General features: G+C 52.2%; 16 protein-coding genes and 1 pseudogene. 11 read left to right on the top strand and 6 right to left on the bottom strand.

Going from position 1 to position 16964, the window contains the following annotated elements; genetic code table 11:
* The first annotated feature begins 45 nt into the window (after window positions 1–45).
* The 5 genes from MKY82_RS24900 to MKY82_RS24880 all read left to right on the top strand — a co-directional run bounded on the left by MKY82_RS24900 (window position 46) and on the right by MKY82_RS24880 (window position 4684).
* Entirely contained in the window at window positions 46–1068 is a 1023-nt protein-coding gene (locus MKY82_RS24900; RefSeq protein WP_194543972.1) for an alcohol dehydrogenase catalytic domain-containing protein, read from the top strand.
* Window positions 1069–1146: 78 nt separating this feature from the next.
* Entirely contained in the window at window positions 1147–2133 is a 987-nt protein-coding gene (locus MKY82_RS24895; RefSeq protein WP_194543971.1) for a TRAP transporter substrate-binding protein, read from the top strand.
* 30 nt (window positions 2134–2163) lie between these two features.
* Window positions 2164–2664, top strand: coding sequence for a TRAP transporter small permease (locus tag MKY82_RS24890; RefSeq protein WP_339218966.1), 501 nt, complete (start codon window positions 2164–2166; stop codon window positions 2662–2664).
* Window positions 2664–3944, top strand: coding sequence for a TRAP transporter large permease (locus MKY82_RS24885; RefSeq protein ID WP_194543969.1), 1281 nt, complete (start codon window positions 2664–2666; stop codon window positions 3942–3944). Before MKY82_RS24890 ends, MKY82_RS24885 begins: the two co-directional genes overlap by 1 nt.
* Before the next feature lie 77 nt (window positions 3945–4021).
* Window positions 4022–4684, top strand: a complete 663-nt coding sequence (locus tag MKY82_RS24880; RefSeq protein WP_339218964.1) for a class II aldolase/adducin family protein — start codon at window positions 4022–4024, stop codon at window positions 4682–4684.
* A 118-nt stretch (window positions 4685–4802) separates the two neighbouring features.
* On the opposite strand, the gene MKY82_RS24875 is transcribed toward MKY82_RS24880, so the two are convergent.
* Together MKY82_RS24875 and MKY82_RS24870 are read right to left on the bottom strand one after the other, a co-directional pair.
* Window positions 4803–5360, bottom strand: a complete 558-nt coding sequence (locus MKY82_RS24875; protein WP_220684288.1) for an HXXEE domain-containing protein — start codon at window positions 5358–5360, stop codon at window positions 4803–4805.
* 159 nt (window positions 5361–5519) lie between these two features.
* Window positions 5520–6119, bottom strand: a complete 600-nt coding sequence (locus tag MKY82_RS24870; protein WP_339294602.1) for a helix-turn-helix domain-containing protein — start codon at window positions 6117–6119, stop codon at window positions 5520–5522.
* 96 nt (window positions 6120–6215) lie between these two features.
* On the opposite strand from MKY82_RS24870, the pseudogene MKY82_RS24865 reads away from it, so the two are divergent.
* The 4 genes and pseudogenes from MKY82_RS24865 to MKY82_RS24850 form a co-directional block, all read left to right on the top strand.
* Window positions 6216–6425 (top strand): annotated as a pseudogene (locus MKY82_RS24865) (ABC transporter substrate-binding protein); the annotation flags it as partial.
* A 457-nt stretch (window positions 6426–6882) separates the two neighbouring features.
* A complete protein-coding gene (locus MKY82_RS24860; protein ID WP_339218962.1) occupies window positions 6883–8067 on the top strand; it encodes a sugar diacid recognition domain-containing protein in 1185 nt (394 codons plus the stop codon).
* Between the two features lie 131 nt (window positions 8068–8198).
* On the top strand, window positions 8199–9467 hold the full coding sequence (locus MKY82_RS24855; protein ID WP_194543964.1) for an SLC13 family permease: 1269 nt from the start codon (window positions 8199–8201) through the stop codon (window positions 9465–9467).
* 60 nt (window positions 9468–9527) lie between these two features.
* Window positions 9528–10670: a glycerate kinase gene (locus MKY82_RS24850; RefSeq protein WP_339294601.1), complete on the top strand. Its 1143-nt coding sequence runs from the start codon at window positions 9528–9530 to the stop codon at window positions 10668–10670.
* Window positions 10671–11074: 404 nt separating this feature from the next.
* On the opposite strand, the gene MKY82_RS24845 is transcribed toward MKY82_RS24850, so the two are convergent.
* Window positions 11075–11950, bottom strand: a complete 876-nt coding sequence (locus MKY82_RS24845; RefSeq protein ID WP_339294599.1) for a LysR family transcriptional regulator — start codon at window positions 11948–11950, stop codon at window positions 11075–11077.
* A 132-nt stretch (window positions 11951–12082) separates the two neighbouring features.
* Here MKY82_RS24845 and MKY82_RS24840 point away from each other — a divergent pair, with 132 nt between their 5' ends.
* Window positions 12083–13003, top strand: a complete 921-nt coding sequence (locus MKY82_RS24840) for an NADP-dependent oxidoreductase (RefSeq protein WP_339296716.1) — start codon at window positions 12083–12085, stop codon at window positions 13001–13003.
* A gap of 230 nt (window positions 13004–13233) precedes the next feature.
* Window positions 13234–14127 (top strand): DUF4097 family beta strand repeat-containing protein, encoded by an 894-nt coding sequence (locus MKY82_RS24835; protein WP_339294598.1) that lies wholly within the window; start codon window positions 13234–13236, stop codon window positions 14125–14127.
* A 114-nt stretch (window positions 14128–14241) separates the two neighbouring features.
* Here the strand turns inward: MKY82_RS24835 and MKY82_RS24830 are convergent, their stop codons facing one another.
* From MKY82_RS24830 to MKY82_RS24820, 3 genes are all read right to left on the bottom strand, one after another.
* A complete protein-coding gene (locus MKY82_RS24830) occupies window positions 14242–14943 on the bottom strand; it encodes a MerR family transcriptional regulator (protein ID WP_220684292.1) in 702 nt (233 codons plus the stop codon).
* A gap of 123 nt (window positions 14944–15066) precedes the next feature.
* A complete protein-coding gene (locus tag MKY82_RS24825; protein WP_339294597.1) occupies window positions 15067–15930 on the bottom strand; it encodes an alpha/beta hydrolase in 864 nt (287 codons plus the stop codon).
* Window positions 15931–16137: 207 nt separating this feature from the next.
* A complete protein-coding gene (locus MKY82_RS24820) occupies window positions 16138–16764 on the bottom strand; it encodes a CGNR zinc finger domain-containing protein (protein WP_216530278.1) in 627 nt (208 codons plus the stop codon).
* Window positions 16765–16964 lie beyond the last annotated feature (200 nt).

Here is a 16964-nt window from a genome sequence, read left to right as displayed (position 1 = left end):
ACGGGAGCAGACCGCCATCTTGAATGACTACAAGGGGGAGAGACAATGAAGGCTGTATATGTGGAGGATGCGTACAAAGTTGTCGTTAAAGACGTGGACGTACCGGAGATCGGGGCAGGGGAGGTTCTGATCCGGGTCAAAGCCGCCGGCATTTGCGGATCGGATATTCATACCTACAAGGGACTGCACTTGTTTCGGAAGCCGCCCGTCATTATCGGCCACGAAGTGTCCGGCGAAATCGTGAAGGTGGGTAAGGACGTCATATCCTTTCAGATTGGTGATCGGGTAACCGTGGAGCCTCAGGTCGGCTGCGGCAAATGCGATTACTGCTTGACGGGCAGAACGAATTATTGCGCCGAGCGGGGAGCGCCGGGCTTGAAGGGCTGGTATGGCTCGATGGCCGAGTACTTTGCTGCGCCGGAAGCATGCGTATTCAAACTGCCGGATCAGCTGGATCATGAGCTGGGTGTGCTGGTTGAGCCCTTCGCGGTAGGGGTCCATGCGGTACGCAAGGCCGGGATCGAAGTAGGAGACAAGGTCGCTATTCTCGGTGCCGGACCGATCGGGCTGCTCGCCATGACGGCTGCGAAGGCTGCCGGTGCTACAACGCTCATGGTGACCGACGTCATGGATTATGCGCTTGAATCCGCCAAAGAGATGGGGGCTACCCACACTTTGAACATTCGCGGCAAGGGAGGCTGGACCGAGGAAGCGAAGGTGGAAATTGCCGGCGAATTCGATAAGGTACTGATTGCAGCCGGGGTCCCCGGGATCGTGGATGATGCCCTTGCCTTGCTTCGCAAAGGCGGCCGCTGCGTAACGATAGCCATGTTCCATGGCACGCAAACCTTCGATATCGTGAATCTGCAGCAGACCGAGAAGGAAATTGTCGGCTGCATGACGTACACGCGTGAGGATACCATTTCCGCCATCGATTTGTTAGCAAGCGGAGCGGTGGACGTCAAAGCCGTCATATCCCATCGACTGTCTTATGAAGATGCCGCGGAAGGATTCCGCCTGGTAGACAAGAAGGAAGACGCTTCCTTGAAGGTCATCGTCACCTTTTAATTATCAACATTTCCCCGCAGCTTCTGCTTCTAGTGGCGGAGGCTGCAGGAACTTCATATCAGATTGGGGGAACGACAAATGTGGAAAAGACTCGCAGTTGTCATGGTGGCTGCACTACTCATTGTAAGCGCTTTATTTATAACGAAGCCGAATACGGATGAGGGCCCGATCAAGCTGAGGCTCGGTCACATAACGGGCGAATCCGATCCGTGGCATCTGGGCGCGCTTAAATTTGCGGAATTGGTGAAGGAGAAAACGGGCGGTGAGATCGAGGTAGAGGTGTATGCCAGCTCGATGCTCGGGAATGATCGAGACCTGATCGAAGGGATGCAGATCGGATCGGTGGATTTTGCCCTGCCGGCGGGCGTATTATCGAATTTCTACAGCCCTTATGCCATTTTGGAGCTGCCGTATTTGTTCCGGGACAAGCAGCATTTGGAGAACGTGCTCTATGGGGATGTCGGTAACGAACTGAAGCAGAGCTTGCTGGATAATGCCGAGGTCCGCGGTCTGGAGTTCTGGATGAGAACCCCACGCGAGTTGACTGCCAACAAAAAGATTGAAACGCCAAACGATCTGCGCGGCTTGAAAATCCGCGTGCCGGAGATTCCGGCTTCCATTGCGGCTTGGGAAGCAATGGGGGCGACGCCGACGCCAATGGCCTTTGGCGAAGTCTATTCATCGCTGCAAACCGGGGTTATTGACGCACAGGAGAATCCGGTTGCTTTTACAGCCAGCTCCAAGATTCAAGAAGTCCAGAAGTATATGATGATGACCGATCATGTATACGGTTACGTGATGCTCGCGATGAGTGAAGTGACGTATCAACGCTTGAATGAGTTTCAGCGTCAAGCTATTGAAGAAGCGGCCAAAGAAGCGACGGAATACGAGAATCAGCTGGTCTTTGAACAAGAAGAGCAGATTATCAATGAGCTTAAAGAATTCGGTACGGAGTTCGTGGAAGTGGATAAGGGGCCGTTCGAGGCGGCAGCTAAATCGGTGCATGAACGCTTTGCCAACATGTACGGAAGAGAGCTGTATGACAAAATCATCAATACGCCATAACCATTTTTTCTTCAAGAGGGGGGATAAGCCATGCGGCAGACATTAAAAGCAATCGATACGCTCAACAAACTCGTGGGCATCGCAGTGGCCATGATCCTGGGTGTCATGTCCATCCTGATTATCATGCAGATTATTTACCGGATTGTCGGGTATCCGCTTCACTGGTCCGAGGAGCTTGCCAGATACTTGATGGTTTATCTTGTATTTCTGGGTTCCTCGCTGGCGCTGCGTCATCATCGGCTGGTAGCGATCGAGCTGCTGCCGGAGCTGGTGAGTGAAGTCAACCGAAAGGTGATTCGAATCACGGTCATGGCGATATGCATCGTGTTTTTCATTCTATTGCTGGTCCAGGGCATCGACATTCTGGGCCGGGTCTCCGTGCAATCGTCGGCAGCGATGGGGCTTAGCATGTCGATTCCTTATGCAGCCATTCCGATTGGAGCGGTGCTGCTCATCATGAATGCGGTAGCGGTCATTCTGGAAACGATCGTGTCCGATACCGTACCGCAAGCAAAGGAGGAAGGATTATAATGCCTATCGTTCTGTTTGGATGTCTGATCCTGTTCTTCGCCATCAGTGTTCCGATTGCCGTTTCGATGGGGATGGCGTCGGCTGTAGCAATCTGGTGGGAAGGCGGTACGCCGCTGCTTGTACTGGTCCAGCGTTCGTTCACGTCTACGGATTCATTCCCGCTGATGGCGATTCCCTTCTTCGTGTTCGCGGGTACCTTGATGGAGTTTGGCGGGATTTCCAGACGATTGGTGAATCTGGCGAATGCACTTACAGGCCATTTGCCGGGCGGACTTGGACTCGTTACAATTGTAACCTCGATGTTCTTTGCCGCCATATCCGGTTCCTCCGCGGCGGCAACCGCGGCGCTGGGCAGCATCCTGATTCCGGCCATGATCTCCCGGGGTTATCATAAGAACTTTACGGGGGCTCTTCAAGCGACGTCCGGTGAGTTGGGGGTTATCATTCCGCCAAGCATTCCGTTGATTCTATACGGAGTAGCTGCCGAAACTTCCATCGGCGATCTGTTTATGGCGGGTCTCATTCCGGGAATCATGATTGGTTTATCGCTGATGATTGCCGTTTATATTATTGCGAAACGAAAAGGTTATGCGCGCGAGAAGAGAAAGACGCCGGCAGAAGTATGGCAGGCCTTCAAGGAATCCTTCTGGGCCGTCCTTATGCCGATCATCATTCTTGGCGGAATTTACGGCGGAATCTTTACGCCGACCGAAGCCGCGGGCGTTGCCGTTGCGTATGCATTCATTGTCGGTGTATTTGTGTATAAGGAGATTAAATTCTCCAAGCTGATAAATATTCTAACGCAATCCACGATTACGACATCCGTGATTATGTTCATCATTGCAAGCGCGGGGTTGTTTAGCTGGATCATGACGCGTGAAGGAATTCCCCAGGCGGTTGCAGGTTTCTTCGTGAACATATCCGATAACCCGATCGTGTTCCTGTTACTGGTCAACGTGTTCTTGCTGATCGTGGGCATGTTTATGGAATCCAATGCATCGATCATTATTCTGGCACCGCTGCTGGCGCCGGTAGCGGCCGAATTCGGGATCGATCCGACGCATTTCGGGATTATTATGATCGTCAACCTTGCGATCGGGATGTGCACGCCGCCGCTCGGCATCAATCTGTTCATATCGGCCCAGATCGCAAAGATCCGGCTGGATCAGATCGCAAAAGGCATGGTGCCGTTCTATATTGTGTTGATCATTGACCTGATGCTGATCACGTATCTTCCGCAATTGTCGATGTTCCTGCCGAATCTGTTAGGCGGTAAATAGGAAGTACGTTAGTTGATGTTCATCTAGCAAGCGATTTATGGAGAAGTATCCAGACTATATTACAGGAGGTAGATGTCATGGCTAGTGTAGAAACGATTAGAAAAGAACTGCAGCACACCGGTAAATATATGATGCAATACGACCTCGCGTGGGGCAATGCGGGGAATATCTCCGCCAGAACGGAAGGGGACCGTTATGTGGTGACGGCCAGCGGGACTTTCCTTGGCGAACTGGAGGAAGCAGACTTGATCGAATGTGATCTGTCCGGGAACGTGTATGGGGCAGAAGGGCGCAAACCGTCCAAAGAAACACCCATGCATCGGGCGATTTACGAAAGCCGTCCGGAGATCGGAGCGGTGCTCCATGCTTCTCCGTTCTATACTACGCTGATTGCCTGTTCCGACCTGGAGCTTCCGTCCAATATGTTCGTCGAGACGATGTATTATCTTGAGCGAATCGAACGTGTGCCTTACTATCACCCGGGCAGTGACGCGCTGGGCCAGGGCGTCCGGGAAAAGGCAAAACTCGCCAATGTGCTGCTCCTCGAGAACCACGGTGTGGTTATTTATGACACGTCCATTCGCGAAGCGCGAATGGCCTTACAAACGCTGGAGATGGCCAGCCGCATGCTGATTACTTCGATGAGCGCTAAGGTGGGGATTCAGGGTCTTGGACCGGAGACGGAGCGGGAATTTCTGGAGAAGGCGGGTTATAAGCCTAGACGCAATTGGAGTTTGTAGGGATTGCGAAAGAGTTGAGAAGAATGCTTCCGGATGATCCGGAAGCATTCTTTTTTGATTCAATATGATGCGCCAACGTTGAGTAGCCGCTTTTCTTCTACATATCGCTTGTCGGAGCCTACATATTATTTATGCGAGGTGGTGCAATACGTTTTCCAAGCGTCAGACCCGTCCATACCAGCAGCAGGGTGATCGGCAGGGCGATGATGGTTCCGAGAGTGAGGGAAGTCATATCTACGATGTCTGCATGGAGGAGGCGATAGAGCGCATAAATCCCGTAAGGAATTTCAAGGAGGGCGGCTGTAATGACACCCGGGGTGTATGCCCACAGGGCGATCGACGCGCCCACATGTTTCACGCCATCCAGCAGGAACACCGTGACAAATCCCGCGAACAGCGCATTGAATGGACTGCTGATTTCGAAGTTAAGAGACGTAAGGAGCGTTACGCCGGTGAGAATAAAGCCAATCAGCAGAACGGCAAAGGTGAATTGCAGGGTGATATTTTTATCCCACGGAGTGGAGACAGGCGAGATTTTGGATAGCACAGGGTTATTCTTGTTCTTCCTGAGCCACCATTCCATCGTGGCAATCTCTTCTCCATCGTGAATGAAAAATACAACCGGCAGCAGCCACAATATCATGACGATACTCCAATCTGACATGAATGACAGCATGATCTTCATTTCTCCCTTCAATGTAACAATGTTTTCGATATCTATATAAACTGTGTGTATACTCAAATTCAAAGGATAAAAGAAGCTGATGCAGAGATGCTGTTTCTGTTCTGCGATCAGCTTTTCTACTCAATCCTTCCTGTGATGAACACCGGCGGCTTAGGATTCTTCAGTCATACCATGCATCAGCAGCCGGACGAGCTCACGAATATACGATTCGTCCCCAAGCGGGAGCGTTTCCTGCCCGAAGCGGGTATGGAGCATGCAATAGACCAGGATGGAGGAGGTCATCATCATCATCGCGGTCTGAATCGTATGTTCTGGTTGATGCTTAGATCCCGCCGCCTGTTTGAGTATGCTGCTACCTGCTGACCCCATACCTCCGATCAGCTGTGAAACCTCATTCGATACCTCGGCATCCTTTATGAGTTCCGGTGACCAAATGAGCATTAGATAATCCATGTTTGTCCTGAGGAACCCAAGGTATGCCAAGCCGAATTGAAACAGGGCCTCCTCCGCAGGCAGCTTCGACAGTTCCCCCGCCTCCGCTTGAAGCTGTGTAACAAAGGAAAAATTGTTTACAAGGTAGAGCAGCAGCTTCCGCTTATCTCCGAAGTGGTAGAAGATCAGCCCTTCGGCAACGCCGCTTTCGGCTGCAATTTCTTTGGTTGTCGTCGCATGATATCCCTGATGGGAGAACAGCTTCAGAGCAGCATTCAATATCCGTTCCTTCTTGGTATTTCGATTGGTTGTAGTCATAGACAAATGGCTTCCTTTATCATTAATGACGAATCTCAGAAAACTGAGTGTTTACTCAATATTACAATGTTTATACTGCTACCATCAACCGAATCATTCCAGACGGCCATTGATCAGCTGCACCAGACGAAGCTGGTTAAAGCGACCCAAGGTGCTGTGATGGGCGTATTTACCGAGGCAAGACAGATTGTGGAAGGTGCGATTGAAGAAGTGCTGAACAACAAAAAGTCACCGCAGCAGGCACTGGATGACGCAGCAAAAGAAATTACGACCAAAATCCAGGATTATAACCGTACTGTGAAATAGCATAGATGGGGAACCTCAAACTCAGGATAGACAGGGAGTAACAATCCGATCCATCAGGATCGGATTGTTGGTTCGCAGTATGAAATGCTCAGCCAACAAACGATTCACCGGCAGTTTCGCCTAAGCGATACATTCTTAGAAAGAAATCCACCTCAACCGCAAGCGACGGAATCATGATTACCTGCGTTCTCTTGAGGCCATACTGCTGGTGTATGAGTTTACAAAAGAAACGCGAAAGCGTATACTCAGACAAAATAACCGTCAATTATAGTACCTCACCGAATAACAGCTACTTCGCAAGGAAATACCCTTCCTCGTGTTAACACTCACATTTAGGGCGTATATAACGTTATTCCAAGCTGAATGCCCCTATCCCGGCAAGAATGCGATTAATCGCGCTTATCGGATGGAGGGCGTTTTTTCATATCGTGGCGAACATAGACAGGGGATAGACAAGATGAGCAGATTGACAAAGGAATTGGCGCAAGAAATTGTAACACGGACGATGCAAGTGATTCATTATAATGTGAACGTCATGGATGAACGGGGGCGGATTATCGGTTCTGGCGACCGCTCGCGCTTATATCAGAAGCATGAAGGGGCGCTCATTGCGATTGAGAGGAAGGGGCGCTTCGAGATTGACGAGGAAAGCGCGCGCAAGCTGCAAGGGGTGCTGCCCGGAACGAATCTGGCCATTCACTTCCAGGGCGAAGTTGTTGGGGTCATCGGCATTACCGGCGATCCGAACGAAGTGACCAAGTACGGGGAGCTGGTGAAAATGACGGCGGAAATGTACTTGGAACAAGCAGATCTGCTGGAAAAAGCCCAATGGGACAAGCGGATGAAGGAGGATTTCCTTCTGTCCGTCATTCATGCGGACGGCAAGGATAATGCCATGCTGCGCCTCCAGGCGGAACGAATTGGCTTCCATCCGGATAAGGCGCGGGTTGCATGCATTATGGAGCTGACCGGTGCGCAGGACGCGAATTCATTGTCTACGCTCAAGCAGGTGGTCGAAATATTGGAGGGTCGGCCCGCCATCGACCTGATCGCCATTCACAATACGCGCCAAATCGTGTTGTATAAGCCCCATCTCCATCCGCGGGAGCCGAATGCCGATATATGCGAAGGCATCCGTCACATTCGTAGACTGCTGGAAGAGAAGAGGATTGCGCCGCTCCGCATTGCGGTTGGCAAGGCGTATTCCGGCATCGAAGGTTTAATCGCGTCTTACCGTTCCGCGCAAGATACGATGCGGGCAGGCCAGGCGATATTCCCGGAGCAGACGGTATACTACGGCGAAGATATGCCGAATGAGACCGTGGCAGCCAACGTTATGCCCTCGTGGGTGGCGGAAGAGCTGAAGCGGCTATGGTGGCGATTCGCGCAGGAGGATAAGAGCGGGGAACTGCAGCAGACACTGGAGGCCTATTACGATGAGAACGGCGAGCAGCAGCGCATCGCCGAGCGGCTGTCGATTCACCGGAATACGCTTCGCTACCGGCTGCAGCGCATTCATGAGGCGACAGGCAAAGATCCGAAGCATTTTCGCGATTTATATACGCTGATGACGGCCCGCTGGCTAAGCGCGCTGGAAGAGAGGAAGCCGGAGAGTGAGGGCGTCTGGAAAGAACATGCATGATTTGTGCATTTGAACAAAAAACATGTTCTATAAAGCGCTTTATTTCATTTTTATGCATGATGAAGCGCTTTCAGGTTACAGGTACAGTAACAGTATAACGAATTGAGACAACACATTAGGGGGTCTTGACTATGGACGTATCTGTAACTGTACTTGGTGCTTTGACGGCATTGGTTGTGGCGATTGTGCTTATATTGCGTAAAGTCCCTCCGGCCTATGGCATGATGATTGGGGCACTTGCCGGGGGAATCGTCGGCGGAATCGGACTGGTTGATTCGGTGAATTTGATGATGGATGGCGCAAAGGGCATGATTCCGGCCGTGCTGCGCATCCTGGCAGCCGGCGTGCTTGCCGGCGTCCTGATTGAATCGGGCGGCGCAAAGACGATTGCCGAAACGTTGGTCCGCAAGGTCGGCGAGACGCGTGCGTTGTTTGCGCTGGCGTTCGCGACGATGGTACTGACGGCCGTCGGGGTATTTATCGACGTCGCGGTCATTACGGTGGCGCCGATTGCGATCGCGATTGCGCAGCGCGCCGACTTGTCCCGCATGGCGATATTGCTTGCCATGATCGGCGGTGGGAAGGCCGGCAACATTATGTCGCCGAATCCGAACGCCATCTCGGCAGCGGACGCATTCCATGTTCCACTGACATCGATGATGATGGCAGGAATCATACCTGCTTTCTTTGGGCTTTTTGCCACTTATCTGATCGCGAAGCGCCTGTCCAAAAAGGGAACGAAGATCACGGGCCAGGAAAGCGTAGACGACGGCGCTGAGCAGCTTCCGAGCTTCCTGGCGGCGATGATGGCTCCGATCACGGCGATTGTGCTGTTGGCACTGCGCCCGCTGGCCGACATCGTCATCGATCCGGTGATCGCGCTGCCGGTCGGCGGCCTCGTTGGGGCCTTGTGCATGGGCCGCATCAAGCAGATCAATCAATTTGCGGTATCGGGCTTGGGCAAAATGTCGGGCGTGGCTGTCATGCTGCTCGGCACGGGGACGTTGGCCGGCATTATATCGAATTCGCAATTGAAGGATGTCATCATCGACAGTCTGGCCTCCTCCGGCTTGCCGGCTTACTTGCTTGCGCCGATAAGCGGCGCGTTCATGTCCTTGGCCACCGCTTCGACGACAGCAGGTACCGCGGTCGCCAGCTCGGTGTTCGGCTCGACGATTATGGGGCTTGGCGTTGCCTCCCTGGGTGCTGCGGCGATGATTCACGCCGGGGCGACCGTCTTCGACCATATGCCGCACGGCAGCTTCTTCCACGCAACGGGCGGAAGCGTCAATATGGCGATGAAGGAGCGGCTGCGTCTTATTCCGTATGAGACCGCAATCGGTCTCGTCCTGGCCGTCGTATCGACATTGGTGTTCGGCGTGTTCGGCTGGTTCTTGTAATCTCCGGCAAAATGATTGTTCAGGCAGTTGGTTAAGACTGATGGAGAGGGAGTGGAGAGAATGAAGGTTGTAATTGCTCCAGACTCATTTAAAGAGAGTTTATCCGCATTAGAGGCATGTCATGCCATAGAGAAGGGAATGCGCGCCGTGTATCCCGAAGCGGATATCGTCAAGGTGCCGATGGCTGACGGCGGGGAGGGCACGGTGCAGTCTTTGGTGGATGCGACAGGTGGACGATTGGTTCACACCGAAGTGACGGGACCGCTTGGCACCCCCGTGACCGCGTTCTACGGCATACTTGGTGACGGGAAGACCGCGATTATTGAAATGGCGGCCGCCTCGGGACTAGCGCTTGTGCCGCTGGAGCAGCGCAATCCGCTCGCGACGACGACGCGCGGGACCGGCGAGCTTATTACGTCGGCGCTGAACGAAGGTGTCAGCACGATTATTCTAGGCTTGGGCGGCAGCGCCACGAACGACGGCGGCGCTGGCATGGCGCAGGCGATCGGGGTGCGGCTGCTTGACGCCGATGGCTCGGAAATTGGCCATGGCGGCGGAGAGTTGCATCGCATTGCCCGCATCGATACGGGGGGAGCCGATCCACGGCTGAAGCAGGTTGCCTTCGTGGCCGCGTGCGATGTGGACAATCCGCTGACCGGAGAGCGCGGCGCCTCGGCCGTATTTGGCCCCCAAAAAGGTGCCGATCCGGCCATGGTACAGCAGCTTGACGGCAATCTCGCACATTATGCGGCGATGATTCAGGCATGCTTGGGCCGCGACGTGGCCCGGATTCCCGGCGCTGGCGCAGCCGGAGGGCTTGGCGCCGGTATGCTCGCATTTTTGGCCGCTGAGTTGAAGCGGGGCGTGGATATTGTTATCGAAGCGACGGGGCTGGCTTCGCATGTGAAGGATGCGGATCTCGTCATTACGGGAGAAGGCCGCATCGACGGCCAGACGATTTACGGCAAAACGCCGATGGGCGTGGCCAAGACGGCTAAGCGGTACGAAGTGCCGGTCATCGGCATCGCAGGCTCGCTTGCTGATGGGCATGAAGCGGTGCTTGAGCATGGTATCGATATGGTGTTCACGATCGTGCCCGGCGTATGCAGCCTGGACGATGCAATAAGTCAAGCCGCCGCCAATATGGAGCGGACAGTGCGCAATATGGCGATGACGTTAAAATGCGGTAGCAAGTTGGCTTGAATAAGATGACGACCAGAGACGGGGATGAGGGAATTCGAGTGTAGGATTTGACTGCCAATCCGGTTGCTTTGGCATTCGGATATAACGTAAACATCCAAGAGTTTACGTTGTTTCCGGTACTTTAGGGGCCGTCCCATAAAATAGTCTGCTTACTTGATGAGACGGCTTAATGGATGAAAAAACAGCAAAAAATAAAAGAATGGCGGTTACAGGGAGGTCAGCCCTGTATCGCCATTTCCGTCTTTGACGTAATCCTCCTGGGCAAGTAGCGGAGAGGACAAATCGATTCCGGACAAGCGTCAGCGCGATGGGAGGAACGATTGGTACACGGAGCGTCTTCTAACAGCAAGAAGAGGGCCTCCGGCAAGATCTTAGATCTTTTGGGACAGCCCCTTGCGGTTGTCTTACCGTGATTCCGCGTAGTATTCCACGAGGAAATCACGGAAAGAAATCGCGGCCTTGGACAAGTACCTGGATTCCAGCCATGCTATTTGGAATATGCGGCGGGCCTGAGGCTCGCGAATGTTCAGCTTCGTCAGCTTTAATTCTTCGCCGCTTCTGCATTCCCCGATTAAAGCCACACCAAATCCGGAACGTACCAGATCGGCTATGGTTCCGGGGTCCTCCACCTCGCAGACAACTTTCGGCAGAAAACCGGCTTGTTTGCAAAACTCATTATTCATCTTCTGATACGGATGACCTTCTTTATATCCGACAAACGATTCACCTGCAGCCTCGCTTAAGTGAATTTGATTTTTTCCAGCTAAGCGGTGGGTGGGGGGAACGGCCAAGAACACCTCTTCGACGAGCAAAGGAAAGCTGCGTATATCCGGGTGCCGGATGGGCATGGAGGTGAGAAAGAAATCAACCTCGTTATGTTCAATCGTCTGAACCATATCCTCCATCGAAGACTGGATGATATGAAAGTTGACCTTCGGATATTTGCTTAGAAACAATCTTAAGGGCTCGCGGAGCTGCTCCATGTTGGATAAGGCCAAATGAATACGCCCATGCTCCAGCCCCGCCAGATCCTCGACTTCACGCCGTCCCTCCTCCAGCAGCTTTAGGGCTGCTTTGGCTTTTGCCAAAAATGCTTTGCCATACGGATTGAGGCGGATCTGCCGGCCTTGGCGTTCGAATAACGGAGCGCCAAGATCCTCCTCAAGTCTGGCAATGGTCTTGCTGAGCGCCGGCTGAGCAATATGGAGCTCCTCTGCGGCTTTGGTCATATGTTCAAGTCTTGCTACGGTTACAAAATACTTCAGCTGTAACATTTCCATTCCGGTTCACCGTCCTTGCTTATATACTCCAGTATATGTATACATGGACATTTTTGTATTTTTTATTATCTATCGATGATTATAAAATGATCTCAGAAACAAGATCAAGAGATTCATGAAAGGATGATCGATATGAAAGCCGTGGCGTTTAGTACGATTGGACCGCCGGATGTCCTGCATGTCATGGAATTTGAAGATCCTCAGGCCGGTAACGGTCAGATCAGAGTTAAAATCAAGGCAGCTGGCGTACAGCCAGCCGACTGCGGGATAAGGGGAAGCGGCTGGGCGCCCCCTAATGTGACATTGCGGATGCCGCAAATCCTGGGCAATGAGTTCGCCGGAACGATAGATCAGGTAGGTGAGGGGGTCAGAGGCTTTGAGGTTGGTGAGGACGTCATTGGCTGGTCTTTACTCGCCTGTTACGCGGAGTATGTCGTGGTTAGCGCCGATCAAGTGGTTCGTAAACCGGATTCGATGCCGTGGGAAGAAGCGGGCGTGCTAACTGCATCCGGGCAAACGGCCCATACGGCTCTTCAGGCGTTAGGAATCGGTGAAGGCGATACCGTTCTGATCCATGCGGCAGCAGGTGGCGTCGGTTCTTTTGCCGTCCAGATCGCTCGTGCCTGGGGAGTCCGGGTCATCGGAACGGCAAGCGAGCGAAATCATGATTATCTTCGTTCACTGGGTGCTGTCCCTGTTGTCTATGGCCCAGGCCTTGTAGACCGGGTCAATGCCGCCGCCCCAGAGGGCGTCAGTGCCGCGCTGGATGCCGCTGGCGAAGAAGCGCTGCTGGCCTCGTTGGAGCTTGTCGGAGACCGGAGCCGCATCGGCACGATTGTAGCCTTCGATCGGGTAGAAGAGCTGGGGGTTCTCGCGATCCGCAGTCAGCGATCCAAGGATCGATTGGCCGACCTGGTTCAGTTATATGAACAAGGCAAACTGCTGATCCATGTGTCCCGGACGTTTTCGCTGAGCGAAGCAGCAGAAGCGCATCGCACTGTGGAGTCCGGCCACGTTCGGGGGAAGGTCGTTCTGCGGATAGACCAGCCATGAGATGAAAGTCATCGCCTTTGTCCCCGAATTTCAGCCGTTACAAAACAACGATAGACATTTGGGGGCAGCAGCGATGGGAGGCGTGATTCGAATGCGCGGCGTCATACAAAAGACGGAGGGGGCGTCCCAGACTAAGGTCCAGGAAGAAACTGGTCCGTGGCAGCGTGTCAACTTTTTCCTTCACGATATAATGAACATATACATAAAGAGGAATGGACATGGAGGATTTTATGAAGAAACAGAGTACGATGGCAGTGAAAATCTCATCGCTGTTGATATTTGCTGTCCTGGTAGGATGCGATGCCGCCAATAATGCGGAGGAAACAGTAAAGCGGGAGCTTGATCAATTGGCACAAGTCGGGAATTTGGCCGGCGATTCAGCGCTGGCTATCAGTGATCAAGTAAAGCGTGAAGGGAAAGAGTTCGAGTTGACGACGGCTCAGGAAGCCGGAGCAGCCGAGGGATTGGCCATCGATCATGCGGTAGGGAATATTGAACTCATCGCTGTACCCGGTCATGAGATTAAAGTAAAAACCACCGTGTGGTTTAATGAAAGCTTCTTCAAGAATGACAACATTCGTACCCAGATTACGGAGCAGGCTGCTACTTCCTTTACGCTCAAGGACGACATCCTGGAATTAAGAACGCACCCTAGGGAGGACTCCAGCAAGAGTTTATGGGATTGGTCGCAGAAGCAATTTGGCGACTCCGGATTCATGATAGATTATGTAATCGAAGTGCCGGAAGACATGCGGAATATCCGCATTAAGAATGATGTAGGGAAGATTCGAGTGAACGAATTGAAGGGCGCTTTTGAACTCCAGTTGGGAGCCGGGGAAATTCAGCTGGCCAAAACGGAAATCGCGGGCAATTCCAAGATCGTATCCGAGGCGGGCAGCGTGAAGCTGGATCTTGAGCAGATCGATAAGGACAGCATGCTGACGGCCAACACATCGGCAGGCAGCATCACGGCCACGTTTGCGCCGTCCATGAAATACACGCTGGATACCGAAACCGAGCTTGGACAGATTACTGGAGCAAGCCGGGGGCAGAGCGAAGTAAACGGCGGGGGAGCGAAAATATCCCTGACGACCTCCGTCGGTTCCATTAAAGTTAATCCATAATCGGCACATGATGAGGGGATCAAGGATCGATAAACACAAAAAAACAATCATGGATGTAGTTCGTCCTTGATTGTTTTTTTTATGTTAAACAACAATGTACATAGGGAGTGGGCTTTACATTAATTTCAGCACTTGGCACAGCTGATATAGATAGTGCACGCCGCGTATCTGGTTATGGTTGCGGTAGTTGAGGTATACAAGCGTGTCCTTGAGCACCCGTCTGGCATTATCGACTTGATGATGCTCAAGTTCATGCAGTACGTCTTTGATGACTTCCAGCGGGTAATTGGCCGAGCGGAGAATCCGAATGATCATGATCTGCCGGATCTGGGCGCCTTCGAACTTCCGATAGCCGTTTTCCCGATCCCGAGGCAGAATCAGGACGCCTTCCTTCTCCCAGTGGCGGATAGCCGAGGTCGGAACGCCGGTTTCGGCCGCAACCTCCCCGATGGTCAGCTTTCTTTTCCGCCCACGGGCATCGACAACGTCAAGCTGCTCGGTATCCAGAATGCGGATGGTCCGCTCCGCGAGGACTTTATCCTGCTGCAGATTGGCCTGCACCTCGTTTACAATCCAGAGCGCTTCATCCAGCTCGTTCTCCTGCAGCTTGATCATCACTTGCTTCGTAACGTCTACGCCGAAGCCGGGAAACATGGCTCTTATGCATTCGAAGTATGCGGCATGCTCCTCCGTATACACCCGGTATCCGTTCGGGGCACGCTTTGCAGGAGGGACAATGCCCCATTTTTCATAATGCTTGAGCGCACTTGTGGTAATCCCCAGTTTCTTGGCTATATCAATCGGTCTGATACCCATGACGGTCCCCCTTACCTCATGCAAGGATCTGTTTGAATACTTTTTTTCTGGGGGATTGTATCATGAAGAACGGCCCAATGAAAAGCCTGCCGGGGAATAGCTTATATCATTGTCATGCTCATATTATGAAGATTGACGTTCCAGGATGTAATCCATGATTTCCGGTCCATGTGACTCCAACGCAAAATGCCCGGCATCCTTCAGGATGTGAAGCTCGGCATCGGGCAGATCGCGCAGATACGGATGGGCCCCGTTCTCAGGGAAGATATGGTCGCCTTGCCCCCACACGATAAGGGTCGGCGGCTGCGCATCGCGGAAATACTGCTGCCAAGCCGGATATAAGGGAGGATTTGATCCGTAATCCAGGAACAAATCCAGTTGTATTTCCTGGTTCCCGGGCCGATCCAGCAGCGCTTGATCCAGCGTGTAGGTGTCGGGGCTGATGAGGGACGTATCACGGACGCCATGGGTATATTGCCATTTGGTTGCCTCGATGCTGGTTAACCAGCGCAGGGCCTCGCGTTTATCCGGATTCGCGGGATCTTCCCAGTACGCTTTAATGGGATTCCAGAATTCCTCGAGCCCCTCCTCATAGGCATTCCCATTCTGTATGATCAGCCCCCGAACCCGCTCGGGATGGCGTGCTGCAATTCGGAAACCAACGGGTGCGCCGTAATCCATAAGGTAGACGTAGAAGCTCTGGATATTTAATTGGTCGAGCAATTTCTCGATGAGCTGACTGAAATGGTCAAAGCTGTACTGGAATTGATCATGGTCAGGCGCACTGCTGTAACCAAAACCAGGATAATCCGGTGCAATCACGTGGTACTGATCGGCAAGAGCCGGGATCAATTGACGATACATTTGACTGGAAGTCGGGAAACCATGCAGCAGCAGGACAACAGGCGAGCCGGGAGCCCCCGCTTCACGGTAAAAAATATCCAAGCCTTCGATTTGAGCCGTGCGATACTGGATTTGATGATTCATCTGATAAATGCCTCCTTGAATTATCTACGAATTTTTATGATGCAATTGTTATGTAGAGCTTTTTGAATGGTCGTAATGATAAGAAGAAAAACACCACCTCATTTAATTTATTAACCATCTAAATATGATTAAGGGGATTATATACCTTGATTATTAACCTGTAAAGAGTTATTTTGGGTATTAAAAAAGGAATCTTAGATGATTTATCTAAGATTCCTTCGTTTGCTGCTGTTTCTGACGCTCCAGATAGGCAGCGACCTTCATGCGGTTCCCGCATGTTTTGGGGCTGCACCAGCGCCTTGTGCTATTTTTGCTATTGTCGTAAAAGCGAAGCACGCACGCCGGATTTTCGCATTTTTTCACCAATTTCAGGTCATGGGTAGTTAAAAAATCAACGGCAGATGCGGCGACCGGTGTCAACAGATCCAGCGGCTTGCGAAAAAGCATCCGGCTTTTGCGGCTGTACGCGTTCCCTTCTGCCACCAGCGTTGTGCGAAGGATTTGCTCCTTCAGCAGCCCATTGACATATTGCAGGCTAACTTCCGTAGAGGTCTCGTTCACGCTGCCCGGCTGAATCAGATTAAAGAGGTGGCCGCGGAGCAACCGGGCGGCTTCCACAATTCCGGCTTCTTCCTCGGAGCCGTTATATACCGCCTTGCGCAGGTTACGCTCGACCTCGGACAGCAGGTTCGCCTTCACCATCCAATCCAATAAAGAATCGAATGTATCAAGCAAATCCAGAGGTTGTCCATCAACCGCAATCTTGGTATTCACGAAATCCAGCATGGGATGGTTGCCAATAAAATAAAATTCGGGTGCGATTTTTTTCGGCATGGTTACCGCTCTCCTCAAAACATACGATAAGTATTATTTGTAGCCCATTATATAGTCAATGCTGTGTTTATACAAATGGAACGGCATCAAACGTTATACATAAACCTTAAAGCTCCGTGACGGCTTTTGATCTCGAAAACGGCGATAGATCAACCTTTTTCCGTTTGGAATTTTGTACTTGCATCAATGTTGTAAGATGG

The sequence above is a fragment of the Paenibacillus sp. FSL W7-1279 genome (assembly GCF_037969845.1).
In the GTDB taxonomy this organism is placed as follows: Bacteria; Bacillota; Bacilli; order Paenibacillales; family Paenibacillaceae; genus Paenibacillus_AQ.
This window is presented reverse-complemented; position numbering and strand designations above follow the sequence as displayed.